Raw genomic sequence first — 26,181 nt, forward strand, 5'->3', positions numbered from 1 at the left:
CCCATTCGCTTTGTCGTCTCAGACGCCGATCACCGGTACAGAGGCCCCGACCACGGGGCGCGCCACTGGTTACAACGGGCGAAGCGCCGGTTCCTTCTGTACCACCCCGAGGAGACGGTCCAACGCCATCTCCACGTCTTCCTTCCAGGAGAGCGTCGTCCGCAGCTCCAGCCTCAGCCGCGGGTACGTCGGGTGGGGTCGTACGGTCTTGAAGCCCACCGCCAGGAGATGGTCTGCCGGCAGTAGACAGGCCGGTTCCCTCCAGCGCGCGTCCCCGAAGGCCTCGATCGCCTTGAAGCCCCGGCGCAGCAGATCCTTGGCAACCGTCTGGACCATCACCCTGCCCAGTCCTTGACCTTGGTAGCCCGGCAGGATGAAGGCGGTCATCAGCTGGACGGCGTCCGGGGAGACCGGACTGGTGGGGAACGCGGTGGCGCGAGGGACATACGCCGGCGGCGCGTACATCACGAAGCCGACCGGCACGTCGTCCACATAGACCACGCGGCCACAGGATCCCCATTCCAGCAGGACGGCGGAGATCCACGACTCCTTCTCCAGCTCGGACGTTCGCGTCTTCAGCGCGGCTTCTCCACTGACCGGGTCCAGCTCCCAGAAGACGCACGCCCGGCAACGCTGGGGAAGATCCGGAAGGTTGTCCAGCGTGAGCGGTACGAGCCGACGCCCCATGAAGGATGTTCCTCACTTCCCTCGCCCGCGGCACCGCGGGCGGCAGTCAGAGCGCTTCGCTCCCTGAGCAGGCTGCCGACGAATCCGCCGACCGCTCCCAGGCCCAGGCCCGCGGTCACCAGTCCGGAACGGCTCACGCTCTGCATGGCCCCCGCCTCCCCGATGAAGGTGCCCCAGGTGAATGCGCCGTACCCGTTCGCATCGTATCCACGATGCGATTCCATCGATACCGTCAGAAAGCAAAGAGCGGGCCGTGTTCCGGTACACACCGGACATGGCCCGCTCTTGTGGTCGGTCGATCCGAGATCTCCCGGCCGGGGTGCTCAGTCCTCCGTGTCCTCCGAGTCGCCGTCCAGCAGGCTCCTCTGCAGGACAGGTCCCTCGCCCGGGGCCAGGGAGCCGAGGATGCGCTCAAGGTCGTCCATCGAGGCGAACTCGACGGTGATCTTCCCCTTCTTCTGTCCCAGGTCGACCTTCACCCGCGTCTCGAAGCGGTCCGAGAGACGCGTGGCGAGATCGCTGAGCGCCGGGGAGAGCCGAGCGCCGGCCCGCGGCCCCTTGGAGCGCGTGGCGGTCTGCGGACGGGATCCCATCAGGGTGACGATCTCCTCGACGGCCCGCACCGACAGCCCTTCGGCCACGATCCGGTGGGCCAGTCGGTCCTGCTCCTCCGAGTCAGCGACGGAGAGCAGGGCCCGAGCGTGGCCGGCGGAGAGAACTCCGGCGGCGACACGCCGCTGGACCGCCGGCGAGAGCTTCAGCAGGCGCAGGGTGTTGGAGACCTGGGGGCGCGACCGCCCGATACGGTCCGCCAGCTGGTCGTGCGTGCAGTTGAAGTCCTGGAGCAGCTGGTCGTAGGCGGCAGCCTCTTCCAGCGGGTTCAGCTGGGCGCGGTGCAGGTTCTCCAGCAGCGCGTCCAGGAGGAGCTTTTCGTCGTCGGTGGCGCGCACGATCGCCGGAATGGCGTCGAGGCCCGCTTCACGGCAGGCCCGGAAGCGCCGCTCGCCCATGATGAGCTCGTAGCGCGTCGGCCCCACCTGGCGCACGACGACGGGCTGGAGAAGCCCGACCTCTTTGATGGAGGTGACGAGCTCGGACAGAGCGTCCTCGTCGAAGACCTCACGGGGCTGGCGCGGGTTGGGGGTGATGAAGTCGAGCGGCAGCTCGGCGAAGTGCGCACCGACCGGCGCGGCGGGCATCTCCGGAGCTCCGCTCGTCGAGAGCTCCTCGGCTTCCTGGGTCACCGGCGGCAGGGTGGCCACCTTCGCCGCCGCCACTCCACGCTCCGCGGTGAGCACAGGCGCACCCGCCGATGATCCACCCAGCGGCGAGGAAGCCGCCTTCTCCCCTGTCGGAGCCGCGGGGATCAGTGCGCCGAGGCCCCGCCCCAGCCCTCGTCGTCGCTCGCTCACTGGATCCCCTCCACAAGGTTCTGACTGTTCTGTACGCCCACATGGGCGTTCTGTGCGTCGTACGCCACGCCGACTCCTCGGAGGGCGATTTCTCGTGCCGCCTCAAGATACGAGAGGGCACCACTCGATCCTGGATCGTAGGTCAGCACCGTCTGCCCGTAACTGGGGGCCTCGGAGATACGGACCGAGCGAGGAATGCTCGTCCGCAGCACCTCCTCACCGAAGTGGCTGCGTACCTCTTCCGCGACCTGGGACGCCAGACGGGTCCGGCCGTCGTACATGGTGAGCAGGATCGTCGAGACATGAAGGTTGGGGTTGAGGTGTCCCCGTACCAGGTCGACGTTGCGCAGGAGCTGCCCCAGGCCCTCCAGCGCGTAGTACTCGCACTGGATGGGGATGAGGACCTCCGCACCCGCGACCAGCGCGTTGACCGTCAGGAGACCGAGCGACGGCGGGCAGTCGATGAGGATGTAGTCCAGCGGCTGCTCATAGGCCTGGATCGCTCGTTCCAGCCGGCTCTCCCGCGCGACCAGGGACACCAGCTCGATCTCCGCACCGGCGAGATCGATCGTGGCAGGTGCGCAGAAGAGTCCCTCCACGTCGGGAACCGGTTGGACGACCTCGGAGAGTGGTCTGCTGTCGATCAGCACGTCGTAGATGGAAGGAACCTCGGCGTGGTGATCGATACCCAGCGCGGTCGAGGCATTGCCCTGAGGGTCGAGGTCGATCACAAGGACACGACCGCCGTGCAGGGCCAGCGAAGCGGCAAGGTTGACCGTGGTCGTGGTCTTACCCACCCCGCCCTTCTGGTTGGCGACCACCATGACGCGGGTCTGCTCAGGCCGGGGCAGGCCCTCGCCGGCGCGACCTAGCGCCTCCACCGCCAATTGGGCAGCACGACCGATGGGAGTGTCGTCCATCGGAGGCGGTGTTTCACGTGAAACATCCGCCCCCATCGACTCGGTACGGGGACCGGGGACCGGATCGGTCATCGGTCCCGCGATGTTGGCGTCGGACCGCAAGGATTCACTCTCCTCGACTTCAGGCTCGCAATGAACAGAGCCTCCCATGCCTTCGGGGTCGTGAACCAGCGAGGCCCGTTCTTCTGTGGAGAAATCCACCTCTGTGGACACCTCCACACCCTCTCGGAGTGAACCGAGAGGCTGCCGATCGCGGGGTTCGGCCGCGGCCCGGCCGCGACTGATGATGCCGTGCAACAGTGAGCGACGTTTCACGTGAAACACGATGCAAGGCCGTCACGGCCACGACGGTGCGACACTCCGAGTGACATGGTGGGGCAGCTTGTGTGGAGTACGGCTGGTCGTCAGGACGGATCAGCCGCAGTGACAGAAAGCTCCCGGCTCCGCAGGACGGAGCCGGGAGTACAGGTCGACCCGCTTCACAGGATCAGCGGCGGCGTCGCGTTCGCCCGGTCCGCGCCGCCTTGGCCCGCTTGGCCGCGAAGCGCACACCCCCCGGGCTCTCCCCGACCTCGACCCGCACCACGGTGGAGAGCGGATCAACCACTCCCTCGCCGACGTGGAGGACGGAGGTCTTCACCGCACCGAGCTTGCTGAGTGCCGTTGTGGCGCTCTTCAGCTCCTCCTCCGCGGTATCCCCCTTCAGCGCGAGCATCTCGCCGTAGGGGCGCAGCAGGGGGATTCCCCAGGTGGCCAGACGGTCCAGAGGTGCCACGGCACGCGCCGTCACGACGTGCACGGGGGGAAGCTTGCCCATGACCTCCTCCGCACGGCCACGGACAACGGTCACATGGTCGAGACCGAGGAGCTCCACGACCTCGGTGAGGAAGGTCGTACGCCGCAGCAGTGGCTCAAGAAGGGTGATCTTGATGTCCTCGCGGACGAGTGCCAGCGGGATGCCGGGCAGGCCGGCGCCCGAGCCGACATCGCACACGGTCACGCCCTCGGGTACGACCTCGGAGAGCACCGCGCAGTTCAGCAGGTGCCGCTCCCACAGGCGGGGCACTTCACGCGGGCCGATCAGACCCCGCTGCACTCCGGCCTCCGCCAGGAGCTCCGCATACCGGACCGCGTCCGCGAAGCGATCACCGAATACCTCGCGCGCCTGCTCGGGCGCGGGAGGAAGCTCCGCTGCCTCCGTCACGGGGGACCGTCCTTCCGTACCGCATAAGCGCACTGAGCGCTGAACACCAGGAGTATCAGGCTGACAAACTTCGGCCCCGCCTGCTCAACAGACGGGGCCGGAGAAACATACGTACCGATCAGGCGGGGAGCACGACGACGAAGCGCTCCGGCTCCTCGCCCTCGGACTCGCTGCGCAGACCCGCGGACTTCACCGCGTCGTGGACCACCTTGCGCTCGAAGGGCGTCATCGGCTTCATCTTCACCGGCTCGCCGGAGCTCTTGACCTCGGCCGCGGCCTTGGCGCCGAGCTCGGAGAGCTCCTCGCGCTTCTTGGCCCGGTAGCCCGCGATGTCCAGCATCAGCCGGCTGCGGTCCCCGGTCTCCCGGTGGACGGCCAGGCGCGTGAGCTCCTGGAGGGCTTCGAGCACCTCGCCGTCACGGCCGACGAGCTTCTGCAGATCACGGCCGGCGACGTCGCTGATGATCGAGACAGCGGCGCGGTCGGCCTCGACGTCCATGTCGATGTCGCCGTCGAGGTCGGCGATGTCCAGCAGACCCTCGAGGTAGTCCGCCGCGATCTCGCCTTCCTGCTCAAGGCGGGTCAGCGTGTCGCCCTCGGTGGCGGCGGAGGTGGTGCCTTCCGTCACGGGATGGACTCCTTCTTACTTCTTGGACGGGGACTTGGGCCGCTGGGGGCCCTTGCGCTGTCCGGACTGGGCTTTGCTGCGGGTACCGGCGCCCGGCTTGCCGCCGCCGCCTGCCTGCTTGGGGGCCGCCTTGGCGTCCTGCGGCTCGTCGGACTTGATCAGCGAGGTCTTCGGCTCGGACTCGTCCGCCGTCTTCGCGGTACCGGTCGCCGTGCTGCTCGACTGGCGCTGGGACTTGGACTGGCGCTTCGGCTGCTGCCGCTTGGGAGCCGCGCCGGTGGTGACCGTGGTGCCGTCCTCGGTCTCGACGAGGGTCGTGCTCTCGCCCTTCACCACGGCCCCGTCGGGCTGGGCGACGAGGCCCGCCTTGGTCAGGCCGTTGATGAACTTGCGCTCGAACTCGTTGCGGTCGCGACCCTTGCCGACGATCGTCTTGACGATGGTCTTCTCGCGGCGGTTGCGGGTCTTGCCGTGGTGCGTGACGTGCTTCTGCAGGCGCTCCAGGTAGGCGGCCTGGGCCTTGCTGCCCGGAGTCGGGTTGTTGCGGATGACGTACATCTGCTGACCCATGGTCCACACGTTGGTGGTGAGCCAGTAGACGAGGACACCGACCGGGAAGTTGATGCCGAAGACGGCGAACATCACCGGGAAGACGTACATCAGCATCTTCTGCTGCTGCATGAAGGGCGTCTTCACCGTGGTGTCGACGTTCTTCGTCATCAGCTGACGCTGGGTGTAGAACTGCGATCCCGACATCAGCACGATCATGATCGCGGTGACGACACGGACGTCCGTGATGTGGGCGCCGAGCAGGGCGACCTTGTCGGCGCTGTCGGTGAACTTCGCGGCGAGCGGGGCACCGAAGATGTGCGCGTTACGGGCGCTGGCGAGCAGCCGATCGTCGATGACGCCGATCGTCTTGCCCGTCGCGATGCCGTTGAGCACGTGGTACAGGGCGAAGAAGAACGGGGACTGCGCCAGGATGGGAAGGCACGAGGAGAGCGGGTTGGTGCCCGACTCCTTGTACAGCTTCATCATCTCTTCGGACTGGCGCTGCTTGTCGTTCTTGTAGCGCTCCTGGATCTTCTTCATCTCGGGCTGCAGGGTCTGCATGGCCCGAGTGGCCTTGATCTGCTTCACGAAGAGCGGGATCAGGCAGATACGGATCAGGATCACCAGGGACACGATCGACAGGCCCCAGGCCCAGCCCGTATCAGGACCGAAGATCTTCCCGTACACGGAGTGGAACTGGACGATGACCCAGGAAACGGGTGTCGTGATGAAGCTGAAAAAACCGGCAATCGTGTCCACTAATCAGGCTCCTTGAGCATGGGACGGAGTCTCGGCGGCCGGGCCCGGGGCAGTGGTGTCCCCGGTGGCCGGTTCGGCGGCGGAGGTTCCGCCCTTGCGTGCGCGCCAGGCGTTGCGCACCATCTCGTGCCACCGCGGACGCTTGCGCGGCGGGACATGGTCCACACCGCCCAGCGACCACGGATTGCACCGCAGGATGCGCCAGGCGGTGAGTGCCGTTCCCTTGATCGCACCGTGCCGGTCGATGGCCTGGTAGCCGTAGTGGGAGCACGACGGGTAGTACTTGCACACCGGCCCCAGCAGCGGGCTGATCGTCCACTGGTACAGCTTGATGAGAGCCAGCAGCGGGTACTTCATCGCGCGCCCCCTCCCAGCAGCCGCTGAAAAGCGGCATCCAGGTCTTGGGCCAGCTGTTCATGGTCGGCGTCGCCCGCACCGGGCAACGCTCGTACGACTACCAGGCTACCGGGGGCCAGCAGGCCGACCCGGTCACGCATCAGATGGCGAAGCCTGCGCTTCACCACGTTGCGTATGACGGCTCCACCCACGGCTTTGCTCACGACGAAACCCGCACGCGTCGGGGGAGCGCTCTCCCCAGGCGCGTGCGGGTCCGTTGCACCGCTACGAAGGTGGACGACGAGGAGCGGGCGTCCGGCCCGGCGTCCTCGGCGTACCGCGGTCGCGAAGTCCTCGCGCCGCCTCAGCCGATGCTCGGAAGGCAGCACGTCATGACCTGTAAATGATCAGGCAGACAGGCTCGCGCGACCCTTGCCACGGCGGTTCGCGAGAATCGCGCGGCCGGCACGGGTGCGCATCCGCAGGCGGAAGCCGTGGGTCTTGGCGCGACGACGGTTGTTCGGCTGGAAGGTGCGCTTGCTCACTCGGGGGCTCCAGAAAGAATCGGTGATGGCGGGGTGCCGTCCTGGCTGTCACCGTGCGCCCACGAGTAGCTCGCATTACGCCCGAGTGCACCGCTTCCCGATCACTTTTCGCGATCTGTGCCCATCGGAGGCAGGCGGCAGCAGCCATCGACAACTCGACCTGGTTACGGTACGCGCGGCTCCGCCATTCGGTCAAACCAGCACCTGGCGAGAGACACTGTCCACAGGCTGGGGACAACAACTTGAACCACAGCGGTCGCCCTGACTACCGTGGCTGAACTCCGATTCGTTCCCTTCCCCCCGCCCCAGCGGTTTTGTTCCCCGTCCCACCCGACTGACTTGCCGACCTGTTCCCAGAACCACACGTTCGTGGGACCCGTGAGAGAGCGTGCCCTGTGGCTGACGTACCTGCCGATCTTGCCGCAGTGTGGCCACGAGTACTGGAACAACTCCTCGGTGAGGGCCGCGGGCAGGGTGTCGAGGTGAAGGACGAGCACTGGATCAAACGGTGCCAGCCCCTGGCGCTGGTCGCCGACACCGCTCTGCTCGCCGTTCCGAACGAGTTCGCGAAGGGCGTGCTGGAAGGACGTCTCGCGCCGATCGTCAGCGAGACGCTGAGCCGCGAGTGCGGGCGTCCGATCCGTATCGCGATCACCGTCGACGACTCGGCGGGCGAGCCCCCGCCGCCTCCCGTCCAGCCCCGGTACGACGAGTCCGAGCCCTCCTCGGGGCCGGGCCAGGGCCGCGACTCCTACGAGGGCCAGGGCGGCGAGGACCGCAACGCCTACGGCGGCCAGGGCCGCGACGAGCGCACCGGCTACGACGCCCAGGGGCGCGACGACCGCAACGGCTACGAACCGGGCCGCGAGGACCGCAACGCCTACGACGCGCAGCGCCGCGAGGGTTACGAGGGGTACGGCCGCCACCGCGCCGACGACCGGCGTGACGACCGCCGGGAGGACCGGCGAGAAGATCACCGGGGTGCTCACCGGGGCGGCCGTTCCGACCAGCTGCCCGGCGCTCCCGGGGACCAGTTGCCGCCCGGCCGCTCCGACCAGCTGCCCACCGCCCGCCCCGCGTACCCGGACTACCAGCGCCCGGAGCCCGGCGCCTGGCCCCGGCACGGTCAGGACGACTACGGCTGGCAGCAGCAGCGGCTCGGCTTCCCCGAGCGTGACCCGTACGCCTCGCCGTCGCAGGACTACCGGCCGCAGTCGATGGAGCGGCCGCCCTACGAGCAGCAGCGCCAGGACTACGACCAGCCCCGCTCCGACTACGACCAGCGTCCCGACCGCCGCGACCTCCAGGACCCGTCCTCGGGCGGCGGCCCCCTGCACCGCGGCGGCCCCTCGCTGCCGGGTTCCGGCGGCGCTCCCGGTCCCCTGGCCGCCAAGCCCGCGCCGGCGTCCGGCCCGGGTGAGCCCACCGCGCGCCTGAATCCGAAGTACCTCTTCGACACCTTCGTCATCGGGGCCTCGAACCGCTTCGCGCACGCCGCCGCGGTCGCCGTCGCCGAGGCGCCGGCGAAGGCGTACAACCCCCTGTTCATCTACGGGGAGTCGGGGCTCGGCAAGACGCACCTGCTGCACGCGATCGGGCACTACGCGCGCAGCCTCTATCCGGGCACCCGCGTGCGGTACGTGAGTTCCGAGGAGTTCACCAACGAGTTCATCAACTCCATCCGCGACGGCAAGGGCGACAGCTTCCGCAAGCGCTACCGCGAGATGGACATCCTGCTGGTCGACGACATCCAGTTCCTGGCGGACAAGGAGTCGACGCAGGAGGAGTTCTTCCACACCTTCAACACGCTCCACAACGCGAACAAGCAGATCGTGCTCTCCAGCGACCGGCCGCCCAAGCAGCTGGTGACGCTGGAGGACCGGCTGCGGAACCGTTTCGAGTGGGGACTGATCACGGACGTCCAGCCGCCCGAGCTGGAGACGCGTATCGCGATCCTCCGCAAGAAGGCGGTGCAGGAGCAGCTCAACGCCCCGCCGGAGGTCCTGGAGTTCATCGCCTCGCGGATCTCGCGCAACATCCGCGAGCTTGAGGGGGCGCTGATCCGGGTGACGGCGTTCGCGTCGCTCAACCGGCAGCCGGTGGATCTCGGCCTGACGGAGATCGTCCTGAAGGACCTCATCCCGGGCGGCGAGGACTCGGCTCCGGAGATCACCGCGACCGCGATCATGGCGGCCACCGCCGACTACTTCGGTCTGACGGTGGACGACCTGTGCGGGTCCTCGCGCAGCCGCGTCCTGGTGACGGCACGCCAGATCGCCATGTACCTGTGCCGCGAGCTGACCGACCTGTCACTGCCGAAGATCGGTGCCCAGTTCGGCGGCCGCGACCACACGACGGTCATGCACGCAGACCGCAAGATCCGCGCGCTGATGGCCGAGCGCCGCTCGATCTACAACCAGGTCACCGAGCTCACCAACCGCATCAAGAACGGCTGACGGACGCGGCGGTACGACCGCCAGGGCGCCCCCGGGACGAGCTCCCGGGGGCGCTTTCCGTTTCCTGCCTCTCGAGACCTGCCGAAGTCTGCCGAGGCCTGCCAAGGCCTGTCCGAAGCCTCCGGATCGTCCGCGATCCGTGCGTCCCGGCTTCGCCCCACGCGGGGCCCCGGCTTCGCCACGCGCCCCTGGGAGCGCCGCCCACAACGCTCGGGAACGCCGTTCCGGCCCCCTCCGAGGCCCTCCTTCGCCCCGATCGGGGGCCGCCCGACGTCGTCCAGAGGTCATGCGACCGGCACCATCTGTTCGATTACGCGCAGGGTTACGGCCACTCTCCACAGATTCGGTGACTTTCTGGCGTCCACACCCTGGGGACCGGGAAGTTGTCCCGATCGTGTCCACAGGGCCCGCGGCCGTAGGACCATAGGGCCAGGTCAGCCCCCTGTGGATTCGTGGACGAACGCTCTCCACAGACTGTGGACAAAGAAATGATCCACAGGGTGTGCGCGGAGTTGTCCACCGGAAACCCACAGGCCGGAGCCCGTTGTCCCCAGTGAATCCCAGCTTCTCCACACCCCTGTCCACTGTTCGGCAACGAGACGCGCTCTCTCACCGTGTCGAGTGAAAGGCGTCACACCAAGGTGCCGGGTTGGCCTGTGGGGAACGTGGGTAAAGCTGGGGACGGCGCTGGGGAGAAGTGGCCCGAGGCTGTGCATCGAGTGTGCAGAACTTTTCGCCGTCCACAGACGCCCCCGGTTTTCCACCGCCTCCACCCACAGGGTCGGTGGACAAAAAATCCGGTCTGACCTGCGAAAACAGGGTTATCCACGGTATCCACAGGCCCTACTACTAAGACCAACTAGAGAGAGCCTGGAAACCGTTTCGAAGTGGGGGCTGTGCACAACTCGCTCCCGGAGCCCCGTCTGCCGCTCGGCACGACTTGACCCCGAGGGGCACCGACTGTCAGCGCGGTGCGTCAGACTGTTCCCCGGTGTCCTTCCCCCCAGCGGTCCGAGCGACACCGAGTGAGACGACGAAGGCCAGCAGGGCGAGAGCGCCGGCAACAGACGGAGGCGGCAACGGTGAAGATCCGGGTGGAACGCGACGTACTCGCGGAGGCAGTGGCCTGGGCGGCTCGCAGCCTCCCGGCCCGTCCGCCGGCGCCTGTGCTCGCCGGCCTCCTTCTGAAGGCCGAGGAGGGCGCCCTGAGCCTCTCCAGCTTCGACTACGAGGTCTCGGCGCGTGTCTCCGTCGACGCGGAGGTCGAGGAGGAGGGCACGGTCCTGGTCTCGGGCCGTCTGCTCGCGGACATCTGCCGCGCCCTCCCCAACCGGCCGGTGGAGATCTCCACAGACGGTGTACGGGCGACCGTGGTCTGCGGCTCCTCCCGGTTCACCCTCCACACCCTGCCTGTGGAGGAGTACCCGGCGCTGCCGCAGATGCCGTCGGCGACCGGCACCGTCCCGGGCGAGGTCTTCGCCTCGGCCGCCGCGCAGGTGGCCATCGCCGCCGGACGCGACGACACGCTTCCCGTCCTCACCGGTGTGCGCATCGAGATCGAGGGCGACACGGTCACCCTGGCCTCCACCGACCGCTACCGCTTCGCGGTCCGCGAGTTCCTGTGGAAGCCGGAGAACCCCGAGGCGTCCGCGGTCGCCCTGGTGCCCGCCAAGACGCTCCTGGACACCGCCAAGGCCCTCACGAGCGGCGACAGCGTGATCCTGGCGCTGTCCGGCTCCGGCGCGGGCGAGGGCCTGATCGGCTTCGAGGGCGCCGGGCGGCGCACGACCACGCGGCTGCTCGAAGGCGACCTCCCGAAGTACCGCTCGCTGTTCCCGACGGAGTTCAACTCCATCGCCGTCATCGAGACCGCCCCCTTCGTGGAGGCCGTCAAGCGTGTGGCCCTGGTCGCCGAGCGCAACACCCCGGTGCGGCTGAGCTTCGAGCAGGGTGTGCTGATCCTGGAGGCCGGCTCCAGCGACGACGCACAGGCTGTGGAAAGGGTCGACGCGCAGCTGGAGGGCGACGACGTCTCGATCGCCTTCAACCCGACGTTCCTGCTCGACGGCCTGAGCGCCATCGACTCCCCGGTCGCGCAGCTGTCGTTCACGACGTCCACGAAGCCCGCGCTGCTCAGCGGCAAGCCCGCTCTGGACGCCGAGGCGGACGAGGCCTACAAGTACCTGATCATGCCGGTGCGCCTGTCCGGCTGAGGCTCCGGGCCCGCCGGTCCGACACGGCCGGCGGGCGGATCCACAGGTGGGCGAACGCCTGAGCGGCTATGCCCACAGGTGTGCGTGAGCGTCCGGGTTTAGGCTCAGACACAGGTACGAAAGTGCCCTCACGCCACGTCGCAAACCTAAGGAACAACTGATGGAGCTCGGTCTCGTCGGCCTCGGCAAGATGGGCGGCAACATGCGCGAGCGGATCCGCCGCGCAGGCCACACCGTCATCGGATACGACCGCAACCCGGAACTCGCCGACGTCCACAGCCTCGAAGAACTCGTGGGCGCGCTCGAAGCTCCGCGCGTGGTGTGGGTGATGGTGCCCGCCGGCGCCGCGACCCAGTCCACCGTCGACCAGCTCGGCGACCTGCTGGAGCCCGGCGACACCGTCGTCGACGGCGGCAACTCCCGCTGGACGGACGACGAGAAGCACGCCGAGGAACTGGCCGCCAAGGGCATCGGCTTCGTCGACGCCGGCGTCTCCGGCGGCGTCTGGGGCCTTCAGAACGGCTACGCGCTGATGGTCGGCGGCGACGCCGAGAACGTCGCCCGCGTCCAGCCCGTCTTCGACGCGCTCAAGCCCGAGGGCGACGCCGGCTTCGTCCACGCCGGCAAGGTCGGCGCCGGCCACTTCTCCAAGATGGTCCACAACGGCATCGAGTACGCGATGATGCAGGCCTACGCCGAGGGCTGGGAGCTCCTGGAGAAGGTCCACTCCGTCACCGACGTACGCGAGGTCTTCCGCTCCTGGCAGGAAGGCACGGTCATCCGTTCCTGGCTGCTCGACCTCGCCGTCAACGCCCTGGACGACGACGAACACCTCGACAAACTGCGCGGCTACGCGGACGACTCCGGCGAGGGCCGCTGGACCGTCGAGGCGGCCATCGACAACGCGGTACCCCTGCCCGCGATCACCGCGTCGCTGTTCGCCCGCTTCGCCTCCCGCCAGGACGACTCGCCGCAGATGAAGATGATCGCGGCACTGCGCAACCAGTTCGGCGGCCACGCCGTCGAGCAGAAGTAATCCACAGATCCACATCCACATCCACAGGTCCACGGCCGAGAGGCCGGGGACCGGAGTCTTCCGGGGGAGGTCGGCGAACGACCATGCACGTCACGCATCTGTCGCTGGCCGACTTCCGCTCCTACGCCCGGGTCGAGGTCCCGCTCGACCCGGGCGCCACCGCGTTCGTGGGCCCCAACGGCCAGGGCAAGACGAACCTGGTCGAGGCCGTCGGCTATCTCGCGAGCCTCGGCAGCCACCGCGTCTCCACCGACGCGCCCCTCGTGCGGATGGGCGCCGAGCGGGCGGTCATCCGTGCCAACGTCAGACAGGGCGAACGCCAGCAGCTCATCGAGCTGGAGCTGAACCCCGGCCGGGCCAACCGCGCCCGCGTCAACAGGTCCTCGCAGGTCAAACCCCGTGACGTGCTCGGCATCGTACGGACGGTGCTGTTCGCGCCCGAGGACCTCGCGCTGGTCAAGGGCGACCCCGGCGAGCGGCGCCGCTTCCTCGACGAACTGATCACCGCCCGCTCCCCGCGGATGGCGGCCGTCCGCTCCGACTACGAGCGGGTCCTCAAGCAGCGCAACACCCTCCTGAAGTCGGCCGCGCTGGCCCGCCGCCACGGCGGCCGCACCATGGACCTCTCCACGCTCGACGTGTGGGACCAGCACCTCGCGCGGGTGGGCGCCGAACTGCTCGCCCAGCGGCTCGACCTGGTCGCCGCGGTCCAGCCGCTGGCCGACAAGGCGTACGAACAGCTGGCACCCGGCGGGGGCCCGGTGGCCCTGGAGTACAAGCCCTCCTCACAGCTCCTCACCGGCCACACCCGCGAGGAGCTGTACGAGCAGCTGATGGCGGCCCTCGCGGAGTCCCGCAAACCGGAGATCGAGCGCGGCGTGACCCTGGTGGGCCCGCACCGGGACGAGCTGCTGCTCAAGCTGGGCGAGCTGCCCGCGAAGGGATACGCGTCACACGGCGAGTCCTGGTCGTACGCGCTGGCGCTGCGACTGGCCTCGTACGACCTGCTGAGGGCCGAGGGCAACGAGCCGGTCCTGGTCCTCGACGACGTCTTCGCGGAGCTGGACAGCCGCCGGAGGGAGCGCCTCGCGGAACTTGTGGCTCCCGGGGAGCAGGTGCTCGTGACGGCGGCGGTCGACGACGACGTACCGGGCGTCCTGGCGGGGACCCGCTACGCCGTCTCGGAGGGCACCGTGGAGCGAGTATGACGGAGAACACACCACGGATCCCCGAGCCGTCCGCGCCGCCCGGTGAGGCGGCCCGGAAGACCCCCGAGCCGACCGGCGTCGATCTCGCGCGCGTGGCGCTGCGCGCCGCGAAGGAGCAGGCACGCGCGCGTGGGGACGCGGCACAGCAGAAGAGGCAGGCCCGGCGCGGCGGCGGCCTGCGCTCCGGGGCGCGCGCCGACGGGCGCGACCCGATGGCGCTGGGCGCCGCGATCAACCGGCTGCTGACCGAGCGCGGCTGGGAGACCCCGGCCGCGGTGGGCGGCGTGATGGGGCGCTGGCCGCAGATCGTCGGCGACGACCTGGCCAACCACTGCGTTCCGCTGCGCTACGACGACGACCCGGCCGAGCGGGTGCTGACCGTGCAATGCGACTCGACCGCCTGGGCCACGCAGCTGCGGTTGCTCGCCCCGCAGCTGGTCGCGCGGCTGAACCAGGACCTCGGGCACGGCACCGTGAGGCTGATCAAGGTGCAGGGCCCGGGTGGCCCCGCGCGCCGGTTCGGGCCCCTGCGCGCCCCCGGGAGCACGGGTCCGGGCGACACCTACGGGTGACCCTCGCCCGCCCGGACCGGCCGCCGGCCACGGGCGCCCGCGGCGGGCACGGGCAACCGGACGCGGTTGCGAACACCGACCTGACTCCGCAGTAGCGAAGGGTTGACATCCGGAAGCGCTGAGTGCCTCTGTGAGCCGCTTTGAGCCCGGGGCCGCATATGGGGAGTCGGGCGAGGCGGGTTCAGGGCGGCACATGCGGACTCAGGTACCGGCAAACCCCCATCACTGTCGGCGCTACCGGTAGACTGGAAGCTAATCCCGCCCCCACTTGGGGGGACCGCCCGGGAGAAGCTGAGCAACGCTGATCAAGGCTTACCAACGCAACGTGCCGCAGCCGCTCCGGCAACCCGCCGACGAGCCTGGTTTGTGCTGTGCCAGAAAGGGCGCTTCGTGGCCGATTCCGGCAACCCCAACGAGAACATCCCGTCCACCGACGCAGGCGCCGTCGCCGGGGCCACCGCCTCGAACGGCGAGGTCACCGCCTCGTACGACGCCAGTGCCATCACCGTCCTCGAGGGTCTGGACGCGGTCCGCAAGCGACCCGGCATGTACATCGGCTCCACCGGTGAGCGCGGACTCCACCACCTCGTGTACGAGGTCGTCGACAACTCCGTCGACGAGGCGCTGGCCGGCCACGCGGACACGATCGACGTCACGATCCTGCCGGACGGCGGCGTGCGCGTGATCGACAACGGCCGCGGCATCCCGGTGGACATCGTTCCGTCCGAGAACAAGCCGGCCGTCGAGGTCGTGCTCACCGTGCTGCACGCGGGCGGAAAGTTCGGCGGCGGCGGGTACGCCGTCTCCGGCGGTCTGCACGGCGTCGGTGTCTCCGTCGTCAACGCGCTGTCCAGCAAGGTCGCGGTCGACGTCAGGCGTGACGGCCACCGCTGGACGCAGGACTACAAGCTGGGCGTCCCCACGGCCCCGCTGACGCGCAACGAGGAGACGGACGAGTCCGGCACGACGGTCACCTTCTGGGCCGATCCGGACGTCTTCGAGACCACGGAGTACTCCTTCGAGACGCTCTCGCGGCGCTTCCAGGAGATGGCGTTCCTCAACAAGGGTTTGACGATCAAACTCACTGATGAGCGCGAGTCGGCCAAGGCCACGGCGGGCGCCGACGAGGCCGGGGCGGACGAGAAGGCCGAGGTCAAGACCGTCACGTACCACTACGAAGGCGGCATCGTCGACTTCGTGAAGTACCTCAACTCCCGCAAGGGGGACGTCGTTCACGAGACCGTGATCGACATCGAGGCCGAGGACAAGGAGCGCATGCTCTCCCTCGAGGTCGCGATGCAGTGGAACACCGGTTACAGCGAGGGCGTGTACTCCTTCGCCAACACCATCCACACGCACGAGGGCGGTACGCACGAGGAGGGCTTCCGCGCGGCGCTCACCGGTCTCATCAACCGGTACGCGCGCGACAAGAAGCTGCTGCGCGAGAAGGACGACAACCTCACGGGTGACGACATCCGCGAGGGTCTGACCGCGATCATCTCGGTCAAGCTCGGCGAGCCCCAGTTCGAGGGCCAGACCAAGACCAAGCTGGGCAACACCGAGGCGAAGACCTTCGTGCAGAAGGTCGTGCACGAGCACCTCACGGACTGGCTGGACCGCAATCCGAACGAGGCCGCGGACATCATCCGCAAGTCCATCCAGGCGGCCACCGCGCGCGTGGCGGCCCGCAAGGCCCGTGACCTGACCCGTCGCAAGGGCCTCCTGGAGACGGCGTCCCTGCCGGGCAAGCTCTCCGACTGCCAGTCGAACGATCCCACCAGGTGCGAGATCTTCATCGTCGAGGGCGACTCCGCCGGCGGCTCCGCCAAGTCCGGCCGCAACCCGCAGTACCAGGCGATCCTCCCGATCCGGGGAAAGATCCTCAACGTCGAGAAGGCGCGGATCGACAAGATCCTCCAGAACCAGGAGATCCAGGCGCTGATCTCGGCCTTCGGCACCGGGGTCCACGAGGACTTCGACATCGAGAAGCTCCGCTATCACAAGATCATCCTGATGGCGGACGCCGACGTCGACGGCCAGCACATCAACACCCTGCTGCTGACCTTCCTGTTCCGCTTCATGCGGCCCCTGGTCGAGGCCGGGCACGTGTTCCTGTCGCGCCCCCCGCTGTACAAGATCAAGTGGGGCCGGGACGACTTCGAGTACGCGTACTCGGACCGCGAGCGCGACGCGCTGACCGAGCTCGGCCGCCAGGCGGGCAAGCGCGTCCGCGAGGACTCGATCCAGCGCTTCAAGGGCCTCGGCGAGATGAACGCCGAGGAGCTGCGCATCACGACCATGGACCAGGAGCACCGCGTCCTCGGCCAGGTCACGCTGGACGACGCCGCTCAGGCCGACGACCTGTTCTCGGTCCTGATGGGCGAGGACGTCGAGGCACGCCGCGCCTTCATCCAGCGCAACGCCAAGGACGTCCGCTTCCTCGACATCTGAGTCGGTCTCAGCTGACCGCAGCAGAAAGGATCTTCACCAGCAATGGCCGACGAGAACACTCCGAGCACGCCTGAAGAAGGCGGCGAGATCGTCCTCCGCGTCGAGCCCGTCGGGCTCGAGACGGAGATGCAGCGCTCGTACCTCGACTACGCGATGTCCGTCATCGTCTCCCGCGCGCTGCCCGACGTACGGGACGGTCTCAAGCCCGTCCACCGTCGCGTCCTGTACGCGATGTACGACGGCGGCTACCGGCCCGAGAAGGGCTTCTACAAGTGCGCCCGTGTCGTCGGTGACGTCATGGGCACCTACCACCCGCACGGCGACTCCTCGATCTACGACGCGCTGGTCCGTCTCGCGCAGCCGTGGTCGATGCGGATGCCGCTGGTGGACTCCAACGGCAACTTCGGCTCGCCGGGCAACGACCCCGCCGCCGCCATGCGCTACACCGAGTGCAAGATGGCGCCGCTGTCCATGGAGATGGTCCGTGACATCGACGAGGAGACCGTCGACTTCACGGACAACTACGACGGCCGCAACCAGGAACCGACGGTCCTGCCGGCCCGGTTCCCGAACCTGCTGATCAACGGCTCGGCGGGCATCGCGGTCGGCATGGCCACCAACATCCCGCCGCACAACCTCCGCGAGGTCGCGTCCGGCGCCCAGTGGTACCTCGAGAACCCCGAGGCGAGCCACGAGGAGCTGCTCGACGCCCTGATCGAGCGCATCAAGGGCCCCGACTTCCCGACCGGCGCCCTCGTGGTGGGCCGCAAGGGCATCGAGGAGGCGTACCGCACGGGCCGTGGCTCCATCACGATGCGCGCGGTCGTCGAGGTCGAGGAGATCCAGAACCGCCAGTGCCTGGTGGTCACCGAGCTCCCCTACCAGACGAACCCCGACAACCTCGCGCAGAAGATCGCCGACCTGGTGAAGGACGGCAAGGTCGGCGGCATCGCGGACGTCCGCGACGAGACCAGCTCGCGCACGGGCCAGCGGCTCGTGATCGTGCTCAAGAGGGACGCGGTCGCCAAGGTCGTCCTGAACAACCTCTACAAGCACACCGATCTGCAGTCGAACTTCGGCGCCAACATGCTGGCGCTGGTCGACGGCGTCCCGCGCACGCTGTCGCTCGACGCGTTCATCCGGCACTGGGTGACGCACCAGATCGAGGTCATCGTCCGCCGGACGAAGTTCCGGCTGCGCAAGGCCGAGGAGCGCGCGCACATCCTGCGCGGCCTCCTGAAGGCCCTGGACGCCATCGACGAGGTCATCGCGCTGATCAGGCGCAGTGACACCGTCGAGATCGCCCGAGAGGGCCTGATGGCCCTCCTGGAGATCGACGAGATCCAGGCGAACGCCATCCTCGAGATGCAGCTGCGCCGACTGGCCGCCCTGGAGCGCCAGAAGATCATCCAGGAGCACGACGAGCTCCAGGCGAAGATCACCGAGTACAACGCGATCCTCGCCTCGCCGGTGCGTCAGCGCGGCATCATCAGCGAGGAACTCGCGGCGATCGTCGAGAAGTTCGGCGAGGACCGCCGCTCCAAGCTGGTGCCCTTCGACGGCGACATGTCCATGGAGGACCTGATCGCCGAAGAGGACATCGTCGTCACCATCACGCGGGGCGGCTACATCAAGCGCACCAAGACCGAGGACTACCGCTCGCAGAAGCGGGGCGGCAAGGGTGTGCGCGGGGCGAAGCTGAAGCAGGACGACATCGTCGACCACTTCTTCGTCTCCACGACGCACCACTGGCTGCTGTTCTTCACGAACAAGGGCCGTGTCTACCGGGCGAAGGCGTACGAGCTCCCGGACGCCGGCCGGGACGCCCGCGGGCAGCACGTGGCGAACCTGCTGGCCTTCCAGCCGGACGAGGCGATCGCCGAGATCCTCGCGATCCGTGACTACGAGGCGGCGCCTTACCTGGTCCTGGCCACCAAGGGCGGCCTGGTGAAGAAGACGCCACTGAAGGATTACGATTCCCCGCGCTCGGGCGGCGTCATCGCCATCAATCTCCGGGAGACGGAGGACGGATCCGATGACGAACTGATCGGAGCCGAACTTGTCTCGGCCGAGGACGATCTGCTTCTGATCAGCAAGAAGGCCCAGTCGATCAGGTTCACCGCAACGGACGACGCATTGCGACCGATGGGCCGCGCCACCTCGGGTGTCAAGGGCATGAGTTTCCGCGAGGGGGACCAACTGCTCTCGATGAATGTTGTTCGACCCGGTACGTTCGTGTTCACTGCCACAGACGGTGGGTACGCGAAGCGGACCGCCGTCGACGAGTACCGCGTCCAGGGTCGCGGCGGCCTCGGTATCAAGGCCGCCAAGATCGTCGAGGACCGCGGCTCTCTCGTCGGCGCGCTGGTGGTCGAGGAGACCGACGAGATCCTCGCCATCACCCTGTCCGGCGGTGTGATTCGTACGCGAGTCAACGAGGTCAGGGAGACGGGCCGTGACACCATGGGCGTCCAACTGATCAACCTGGGCAAGCGCGATGCCGTGGTCGGCATCGCACGTAACGCCGAGGCCGGCCGCGAGGCGGAGGAAGTCGACGGCGAGGGCGCCGACGACGAGACCGCCGAGGGCATCGAGGCCGTCGGTACGGACGAGGGCGAACAGTCCTCGTCCGAGTAGCGCGAGGAGTGAGTTTTCGTGAGCGGAGCCACGGGCGCCGGACCGACCGGTACGGACACGGACGGCGGCCGTGGCCCCGCCACGGACTCGACTGACTCCCATGACTCTCATGGATCCCAGGGGGGAACTGTGACGGACACCCGAGGTCCGCAGGGCCAGCAGTACGCGGCCGGAGCGGGCCCCGCGGCTCCGGGCGGGGCGGCCGCGGCCGGTCCCGCCGCGACCAAGGCGGCGCCCGGTGCGCCGACCACTCAGCCGGGGGCCCCCGCGGCCTCCGGTACGGGCGCCGCGGCGGCCGCCTCCGCACTGCCGGGGGAGCGGCAACCGCAGCAGCCCTCCCAGCCGTACCACCCGCCGCAGGCGTACGCGGCGCAGTCGCCGTCGGGCGCCGTGCGCCGGCCGCGGACCGGGGCACGCACCACGCCGCGTACCCGCAAGGCGCGGCTGCGGGTGGCCAAGACCGACCCGTGGTCGGTGATGAAGGTCAGCTTCCTGCTCTCCATCGCGCTGGGCATCTGCACGATCGTGGCGGCGGCGGTGCTGTGGATGGTCATGGACGCCATGGGCGTCTTCTCGACGGTCGGCGGCACGATCTCCGAGGCGACCGGGTCGAACGAGTCGAACGGTTTCGACCTTCAGTCGTTCCTCTCGCTGCCGAACGTCCTGCTGTTCACGTCGATCATCGCGGTCATCGACGTGGTGCTCGCCACGGCGCTCGCGACGCTCGGATCCTTCATCTACAACCTCTCCGCGGGCTTTGTCGGCGGCATCGAGCTGACCCTCGCGGAGGACGAATAACAGCGGCTTCCGAGCCTCCGCCAGGGGCCCGGGATACCGATTTTGGGACTGGCCGCGTCGTGCGCTAATCTTCAGAGGTCAGCGCGCGGGACACACACCGCAAAGCGCGGCGGGGCTATAGCTCAGTTGGTTAGAGCGCATCCCTGATAAGGATGAGGCCACAGGTTCAAATCCTGTTAGCCCCACAGTATGAAGGCCCCCGGTCCAGATGGACTGGGGGCCTTCGGCATTTGGCGCTTCGGCATTGGCGACCGGCATCGATCGTCGGCCTGGTCGTGCTCGACGCGGATGTCGCCGGCCTCGCCCCATGAGAACGCGCCGGCGGGCTCGGCGACGTGGGTGTTGCGATCCTCGTGGCGTCCGTCGCGGGCCTCGACAGGGTCCGGACCCTGATCGCCGACGGCCACCGCACGGCCTCCTGCGCGAGCGTGCGGGCGGCGGCCGGAGTCATGGCGGCGCGGTACGCGCCCAGGGCGATCCGAACACGCCCAGGTGATCCGACCGCCGAACCATGGGGAGCAGGGAGCCGTGCGAGTTCCTCCGAGGTCCGTGCAGGAGAAAGCGTCCGTACATGAGAAAGCCCGGCAGCTCTTTCGAGGTGCCGGGCCTTCGGATTCCGGGTGTGGCGGTGTACGCAAGTTCGCCGCTACGTCGGGCAGGAGGGGCAGGTTCACCGAGGTGGCGCGGTGCGCTTCAGCGCTGGAGGGGCGCCTCGCCGTGCTGGAGGGACGTGTCACGGTCGGTCGTCGCGTCGGGGGCGCACAGGGCGCTGAGGCCGCTCGTCTCGGCGTCGACCCGCGGGCGGTGGCGGCAGCTCGGTGAGGAGCCGTGGGCCTCGGCGTGGATACGTTGCTTCATCGTGGGGGGCAGGGCCCGGCTGTAGGACGCTGTCCAGGGAGGAGTCACCGCCGGCACCGTCGCGGGGGCCGCGCTCTTGTGCGTCGCTCCGGCCTGCGGTACGGCCGCGGCCGCGGTGGTCGTGATGAATCCGAGCGTCGTGCAGAGCGCCAGGAAGGCGGTCACGATGACGGTCCACAGCTTCATGACCTGGTTCTGGGTCATGGCCCCTCACTTTCGGGTCAGGCGATTTGCGTACTTTCCTCATGATGTGTAAGCGGGCCGCGAAGTGGTGGACCGACGCTCGTGGCGCGTTGATGTTCCGATGAACACCACCCATATGGACGCAAGACGTCTCTTAAGCCCCGAAAAACCGCGAAATGGTGAAGAAGGGGTCACCGTGTGTGAGGTGTGATCACCCTCAGATCGGTGTGGGCACACCCCGTCCTACTGCTCTCCACCAGAGGGGAGTTGGGGGTCGATGCAGGTCACCGGTCGATATCGGTCGGTGTGTATAGTCGGGCGCCAGAGGTCCCCTACGTCAAGAAGGACGAGGTCGCGCGGTGAAGAAGCTTCTCCTGGTCGCACTGGCCGCCATCGGCGGACTCCTCGTGTACCGCCAGATCCAGGCGGATCGCGCCGAGCAGGATCTGTGGACGGAGGCGACTGACTCCGTACCCACGGGTTCGTGAGTACCGACACCAGTCTCAGAGCAGACCCCGGCCGCCACGCGGTCGGGGTTTTGTGTTTCCCGGCCCGCCCCCGTCCCTGTCGGGCCGCCTCAGCATCCACCCCCCGTTCGCTACCGCACACGGATCGATTGCATCAGTGAAGCCGTCTGCTCTCCGGGCATGTGAATTCGGCCGCTTGTACAGATAGCAAGGGCGAACCCGTGGCCCGCGGGGCAGGATGGCCCACGGTCCAGGGCTACGACGAGGGGTGGCGCGTGATGGGGCGGCGGCGCACGGGAGGACGGCGAGCGCCGTCACGGTACGGGCGGGTGCTCGGGTCCCTGGCCCTCGGAACGGCGCTGTGCGCGACGGCCGCGCTCACGGGGCGGGCCTCGGCAGCCTCTCCCCTGGCGGCGTCTGGTACACCGAAGCCGTACGCCTACGCCGAGGGCGACACGACGGTCGAGGGCACCACGAGCACCACGAACGCCGCACGGCTGGAGTCCGGAAGGACGTACCGGAGCTCCATCGGCCAGGGCGGCAAGCTCTACTACCGTCTCGCGCTCGACGCCACGTCCGACGCGTACGTCTCGGCCACCGCCGTTCCCCGGCCGGGCGCCACGGTCTCCTACGCGGACGGCGTCAAGGTCTCCGTCCAGGACGACAACAGCCGCCGCTGCTCCTCCTCCGCCGCCCACTTCGGCGCCTCCGAGAGCCCGCATCCCGTCGCCGCCTGGGCGTCTCGCGAGATCGGGCCCACCAAGTACTCGTGCCAGGCGGCAGGGACGTACTACGTGGTCGTCGAACGCGTCGACACGTCCGGTTCGTCGGCCACCGCGTCCCTCTCCCCCGGCGACTGGGATCTCGAACTCGGCTACGTGTCCGAACCCGCCCTGAAGAAGGCCGGTTCGACGAAGGCCCCCGAGGTGTGGAACTCCGCGTCGCCCGACGCTCTTCAGGGGGACGCGCGGCCCCGGGCCGGCGGTGCGGGGTTCGCCACCGCCGCCGTCCTCGGAAAAGGGGTCTGGAAGGACGGGATCAGCCCCGGGCAGACGCTTTTCTACAAGGTGCCGGTCGACTGGGGGCAGCAGTTCTACGCCGGCGTGGAGCTCGGCAGCTCGACCGGTGGTGACGGGTTCGTGGGCACGGCCCTGGTCGTGTCCCTCTACAACCCCGTCCGCGGGTTCGTCGACGACGTGGGCTGCGGATACGACGGCAGCCAGCGCGCCGCGGCACTGGATCCGCTGCCGCCCGTCGCGTACGACAACCGCTACGCCCTCAACGACCGGGCCGGCGGTATGCGGTTCGCGGGTTCGTACTACCTCGCCGTGCACCTCGCCGCGCAGGTCGCCGACAAGTTCGGTGACGGCCCGTTCGGGCTGACGCTGCGGGTACGGGTGGAGGGCGCCGCCCACGCGGGTCCGGCGTACGCGGGGCGGGCGGACCCCCGGGACGTGTTCGACGCCGCGGCCGGTGCTCCGGCGGAGGCCTCCGGCGGGACGGCGGCGGCCGGCGCCGGGGGCCCCGGGGACCGCGCGGGCTCGGGTGACGGCGGGGACCCGCACATGAAGGCGGTCGCCGCGGGCGGTCTCGGCACGGGGACCGCCCTGCTGGTGGCGCTCGCGGTGTGGACGGCGGTCGCACGGCGGCGGGCCAGGGGATGGGCGGCGGCCGGGGACGCCGCCGCGACGGCTCCGTCCGCGACATCCCCTGCCCTGCACTGGGACCACGAGGCGCCGGGGGGCCGGTAGAACCGCGGGACGGCCGGCCGGGTTCAGATCCGCGTCAGCGCCCAGAAACCCACCGCGAGACAGGCCAGCGCGAGGAGCAGGACCGGGACGGTCACCCGGGCCGGCGGTCCGGGGCGGGCCGTCCGCCGGGACACGGCCCGGTGGGAACCCGCGGAACCGTGCGCGTGCTGTTGCACCACGACGGTCGGATCCGCGGGCCGCTGAGGAGCGGGCACCGGTGCGGGCGGGTGGTCGACGGGCCGCGCGTACAGGGGAGTCGTGTGCGGCACGGTCACCGCCGTGGGGGGAGTGGGCGGCTGCTCGGGCGGGGGGCCGGGGTGACCCGGGACGGGACGCCGCTGCGTCTCGTGCCATGCCTGCTGCGGTTGCGGGTGGGCCTGTTGGGGCGGTGATCCGGGGGACCGGGGCTGGGGCGCGGGCTGCGCCTGCGGTTGTGGCCGGGGCGGCGGCAGATGGAAGCTCCCGGTGTCCGACATCGTGGACGGCCCCGGAGGTACGGGGTCCGGGGCGGAGCGTGGTGTCACGTCACCGGGGACCGACTCGTGGCCTATGCCGCCGGTGATGGGCTCCGGGCGTGCGCCCCGCGACCCGGGCTCCCGGTGTACGTCCTTGGAGGCCGTCCCGGGCCATGCGGCCCCGGCGGCACCCGAAGGGGAGACGGAGCCGGAGGCGGGGTCGGAGCCGGAACGGTCGACGGCGCCGGAATCGGGGACCTGACCGGTATGCGTCCCCCGGCCGGAAGCCGGGCCGGAGGAGGGGGGCCTGGGCCGGGAAGCGGTGTGCTCGGCGGTGGCCCGTGGCGCCGTCCGCACCGGTCCCGTGGGTTCGAACCCCGGGGGGAGCGGGCCGACTTGGTCGAAGACCTCGACCAGTTCGTCGTCGGGGCCGGGTTCGGGCAGCAGCTCGGCGGCCGAGGCCAGTGCCTTGCGCGCTCCCGTCGCGGTGCGGAACCGCGCCTGGGGGTCCGGCTGGAGCAGCGTGGCCACCACCTGCCAGAGCGGTTCGGGTATGCCCTGGGGCGCGGGCGGTGTGCCGTTCTCGGCGAAGTACTCGATCAGCGCCTTGGCGTCCGGCTTGGCCCCCTCCAGCAGGTACAGGGCGACCAGACCCACGGCGAACAGATCGGCGGGGAAGTCCGGTTCGGCGCCCATCATCTGCTCGGGCGCGAAGTAACCGGGCGTTCCCACCACGTAGTTGGTCTCGGTCAGCCGTGGTTCGCCCAGCCGCATCGCGATGCCGAAGTCGGAGAGCCGCAGCCGCGGCCGGGCCGTCCCGGTCGCTTCCAGCAGTACGTTGGCGGGCTTGATGTCACGGTGCACCACCGCCTCGGCGTGTACCGCGGCGAGTCCCGCGAGGAGCTGGTCGAGCAGCGTGCAGACGAAGGCGGGAGGCAGCGGGCCGTAGTCGTTGACCAGATGGACCAGGGATCCGCCCGCGACCAGATCCATCGTGAACAGGACCTTGTCGTCGTCGGCGGCCCAGCTGGCGGGCGCGAGGACATGAGGGTGATCGATCCGCAGCGCCTGCTCCCGTACGAAGCGCAACAGCGCGTGCGCGTCGCTCTGCTGGAGCACCTTGGCGGCTACGTACCGGCGGCGCCGCCGGTCCCAGGCGCGCCATACGGCACCGACTCCCCCGTGGCCGATCGGGTCGACCAGCTCGTACCGTCCGGCGAAGACCTCACCCATGGTCGTGCGTCGCTCCCCTTCGGCAGTCGGTCCTGCGGCTTCCGCGAGGTGCCCGGCGGCCCGGGACGCGGCGCTGGACGGCGTTGCGAGCCCTCCAGCGCGGGGCGTGCGGCCGGCCGGACCGTCGGCTCAGTTCTGGTGCGACTGGTAGTGCGCGACGGCGTCGGAGGTGCGGCCGGCGCCGTACACCCGGAGGAACTCTGCCAGTTCCGGGTGGGTCGGGGCGAGGGTGTCGGCGGCCTCGATGATGTCTCCGGCGGCCGCCACGGACCGCAGCAGCGACTGGATCTCGCGGACCACCCGCTTGACCGTGGGCGCACCTGAACTGCTCGTCGACTGCGTGGTGTTGCTGAGCACGGAGCCCCCCTGCGACTTCTTGATCTCGTCCATGCGCTCGGTCGCCTCGGCGGCGCTGACACTGCCGTCCGCCACCTGCCCCGCCAGGTCCTGCAGCAGCTGGACCCGCTGGACCACCGCGGGATTGCCGATCTTGGCACGCTGGCCGCTCATCAGCTGCGACAGCATGGGCGCTGACAGGCCCAGTACTCCGGCAAGACGCGCCTGGTTGAGGCCCAGATCGTCTATGAGCCTACGGAAGAGCGTCCCCAGCGGCTCCCCGTACCAGTTCCGCTGCAGCTCCTGGGCTCTTGCGGTTGCTTCTTGCTGTGCGGCGTCCATTGCGTCTCCCCATCGCTTCCCCAAAACCGTGGGGGGGGGGGGGGGGGGGGGCGCGCGCCCCCCGGGGTTTTAGTGTTGTCACACGCGCACCGCCCCGCACGGTATTCAATATAGTGGGCGTGGGGGGTAGCGAGAGAGAGAG

General features: G+C 69.2%; 22 protein-coding genes and 1 tRNA gene. 11 read left to right on the forward strand and 12 right to left on the reverse strand.

The window, feature by feature from the left end; translation table 11 throughout:
- Positions 1-69: 69 nt before the first annotated feature.
- The 9 genes from ACFV2J_RS07650 to rpmH all read right to left on the reverse strand — a co-directional run bounded on the left by ACFV2J_RS07650 (position 70) and on the right by rpmH (position 7,043).
- A complete protein-coding gene (locus ACFV2J_RS07650) occupies positions 70-687 on the reverse strand; it encodes a GNAT family N-acetyltransferase (RefSeq protein ID WP_385084578.1) in 618 nt (205 codons plus the stop codon).
- A gap of 323 nt (positions 688-1,010) precedes the next feature.
- On the reverse strand, positions 1,011-2,099 hold the full coding sequence (locus ACFV2J_RS07655; protein ID WP_385084580.1) for a ParB/RepB/Spo0J family partition protein: 1,089 nt from the start codon (positions 2,097-2,099) through the stop codon (positions 1,011-1,013).
- Positions 2,096-3,169, reverse strand: coding sequence for a ParA family protein (locus ACFV2J_RS07660; RefSeq protein WP_385084595.1), 1,074 nt, complete (start codon positions 3,167-3,169; stop codon positions 2,096-2,098). The genes ACFV2J_RS07655 and ACFV2J_RS07660 overlap by 4 nt, the downstream gene beginning before the upstream one ends.
- A 337-nt stretch (positions 3,170-3,506) precedes the next feature.
- On the reverse strand, positions 3,507-4,223 hold the full coding sequence (rsmG, locus tag ACFV2J_RS07665; RefSeq protein WP_266700281.1) for a 16S rRNA (guanine(527)-N(7))-methyltransferase RsmG: 717 nt from the start codon (positions 4,221-4,223) through the stop codon (positions 3,507-3,509).
- Positions 4,224-4,341: 118 nt separating this feature from the next.
- On the reverse strand, positions 4,342-4,851 hold the full coding sequence (locus ACFV2J_RS07670; RefSeq protein WP_385084582.1) for a protein jag: 510 nt from the start codon (positions 4,849-4,851) through the stop codon (positions 4,342-4,344).
- Between the two features lie 15 nt (positions 4,852-4,866).
- Positions 4,867-6,162, reverse strand: coding sequence for a membrane protein insertase YidC (yidC, locus tag ACFV2J_RS07675; RefSeq protein WP_385084584.1), 1,296 nt, complete (start codon positions 6,160-6,162; stop codon positions 4,867-4,869).
- Positions 6,163-6,165: 3 nt separating this feature from the next.
- The gene (yidD, locus tag ACFV2J_RS07680) at positions 6,166-6,519 is read right to left on the reverse strand and encodes a membrane protein insertion efficiency factor YidD (RefSeq protein ID WP_385084586.1); all 354 of its coding nucleotides are present in this window, start codon (positions 6,517-6,519) and stop codon (positions 6,166-6,168) included.
- Positions 6,516-6,887, reverse strand: a complete 372-nt coding sequence (gene rnpA / locus ACFV2J_RS07685; protein ID WP_385084588.1) for a ribonuclease P protein component — start codon at positions 6,885-6,887, stop codon at positions 6,516-6,518. The genes yidD and rnpA overlap by 4 nt, the downstream gene beginning before the upstream one ends.
- A gap of 18 nt (positions 6,888-6,905) precedes the next feature.
- Positions 6,906-7,043, reverse strand: coding sequence for a 50S ribosomal protein L34 (rpmH, locus tag ACFV2J_RS07690; protein WP_006381191.1), 138 nt, complete (start codon positions 7,041-7,043; stop codon positions 6,906-6,908).
- A gap of 395 nt (positions 7,044-7,438) precedes the next feature.
- Between rpmH and dnaA the strand changes: the two genes are divergently transcribed.
- From dnaA to ACFV2J_RS07735, 9 genes are all read left to right on the forward strand, one after another.
- A complete protein-coding gene (gene dnaA, locus ACFV2J_RS07695; RefSeq protein WP_385084590.1) occupies positions 7,439-9,499 on the forward strand; it encodes a chromosomal replication initiator protein DnaA in 2,061 nt (686 codons plus the stop codon).
- A gap of 1,082 nt (positions 9,500-10,581) precedes the next feature.
- Positions 10,582-11,712, forward strand: a complete 1,131-nt coding sequence (dnaN, locus tag ACFV2J_RS07700) for a DNA polymerase III subunit beta (protein WP_385084592.1) — start codon at positions 10,582-10,584, stop codon at positions 11,710-11,712.
- A gap of 160 nt (positions 11,713-11,872) precedes the next feature.
- Entirely contained in the window at positions 11,873-12,748 is an 876-nt protein-coding gene (gnd, locus tag ACFV2J_RS07705) for a phosphogluconate dehydrogenase (NAD(+)-dependent, decarboxylating) (RefSeq protein ID WP_385437683.1), read from the forward strand.
- Between the two features lie 83 nt (positions 12,749-12,831).
- A complete protein-coding gene (recF, locus tag ACFV2J_RS07710; protein WP_385094080.1) occupies positions 12,832-13,956 on the forward strand; it encodes a DNA replication/repair protein RecF in 1,125 nt (374 codons plus the stop codon).
- Positions 13,953-14,528, forward strand: coding sequence for a DUF721 domain-containing protein (locus tag ACFV2J_RS07715; protein ID WP_385094076.1), 576 nt, complete (start codon positions 13,953-13,955; stop codon positions 14,526-14,528). Before recF ends, ACFV2J_RS07715 begins: the two co-directional genes overlap by 4 nt.
- A gap of 366 nt (positions 14,529-14,894) precedes the next feature.
- Positions 14,895-16,979, forward strand: a complete 2,085-nt coding sequence (gene gyrB / locus ACFV2J_RS07720) for a DNA topoisomerase (ATP-hydrolyzing) subunit B (protein WP_385094074.1) — start codon at positions 14,895-14,897, stop codon at positions 16,977-16,979.
- A 42-nt stretch (positions 16,980-17,021) separates the two neighbouring features.
- Positions 17,022-19,616, forward strand: coding sequence for a DNA gyrase subunit A (gene gyrA, locus ACFV2J_RS07725; RefSeq protein ID WP_385437686.1), 2,595 nt, complete (start codon positions 17,022-17,024; stop codon positions 19,614-19,616).
- Positions 19,617-19,634: 18 nt separating this feature from the next.
- On the forward strand, positions 19,635-20,414 hold the full coding sequence (locus ACFV2J_RS07730; RefSeq protein ID WP_385437688.1) for a DUF3566 domain-containing protein: 780 nt from the start codon (positions 19,635-19,637) through the stop codon (positions 20,412-20,414).
- A gap of 111 nt (positions 20,415-20,525) precedes the next feature.
- Positions 20,526-20,599: transfer RNA gene (locus ACFV2J_RS07735), tRNA-Ile, on the forward strand.
- Positions 20,600-21,107: 508 nt separating this feature from the next.
- Here ACFV2J_RS07735 and ACFV2J_RS07740 read toward each other — a convergent pair.
- A complete protein-coding gene (locus ACFV2J_RS07740) occupies positions 21,108-21,476 on the reverse strand; it encodes a DUF6344 domain-containing protein (protein WP_385092872.1) in 369 nt (122 codons plus the stop codon).
- 338 nt (positions 21,477-21,814) lie between these two features.
- On the opposite strand from ACFV2J_RS07740, the gene ACFV2J_RS07745 reads away from it, so the two are divergent.
- Positions 21,815-21,943, forward strand: a complete 129-nt coding sequence (locus tag ACFV2J_RS07745) for a DLW-39 family protein (RefSeq protein WP_003999697.1) — start codon at positions 21,815-21,817, stop codon at positions 21,941-21,943.
- 308 nt (positions 21,944-22,251) lie between these two features.
- Entirely contained in the window at positions 22,252-23,673 is a 1,422-nt protein-coding gene (locus tag ACFV2J_RS07750; protein WP_385437691.1) for a hypothetical protein, read from the forward strand.
- Between the two features lie 23 nt (positions 23,674-23,696).
- Here the strand turns inward: ACFV2J_RS07750 and ACFV2J_RS07755 are convergent, their stop codons facing one another.
- Positions 23,697-25,361 (reverse strand): protein kinase, encoded by a 1,665-nt coding sequence (locus tag ACFV2J_RS07755; protein ID WP_385092866.1) that lies wholly within the window; start codon positions 25,359-25,361, stop codon positions 23,697-23,699.
- A gap of 129 nt (positions 25,362-25,490) precedes the next feature.
- Positions 25,491-26,039 (reverse strand): DNA-binding protein, encoded by a 549-nt coding sequence (locus tag ACFV2J_RS07760; protein ID WP_148009302.1) that lies wholly within the window; start codon positions 26,037-26,039, stop codon positions 25,491-25,493.
- Between the last annotated feature and the right edge of the window lie 142 nt (positions 26,040-26,181).

Origin of the sequence: Streptomyces sp. NPDC059668 (assembly GCF_042734135.1) — a bacterium.
In the GTDB taxonomy this organism is placed as follows: Bacteria; Actinomycetota; Actinomycetes; order Streptomycetales; family Streptomycetaceae; genus Streptomyces.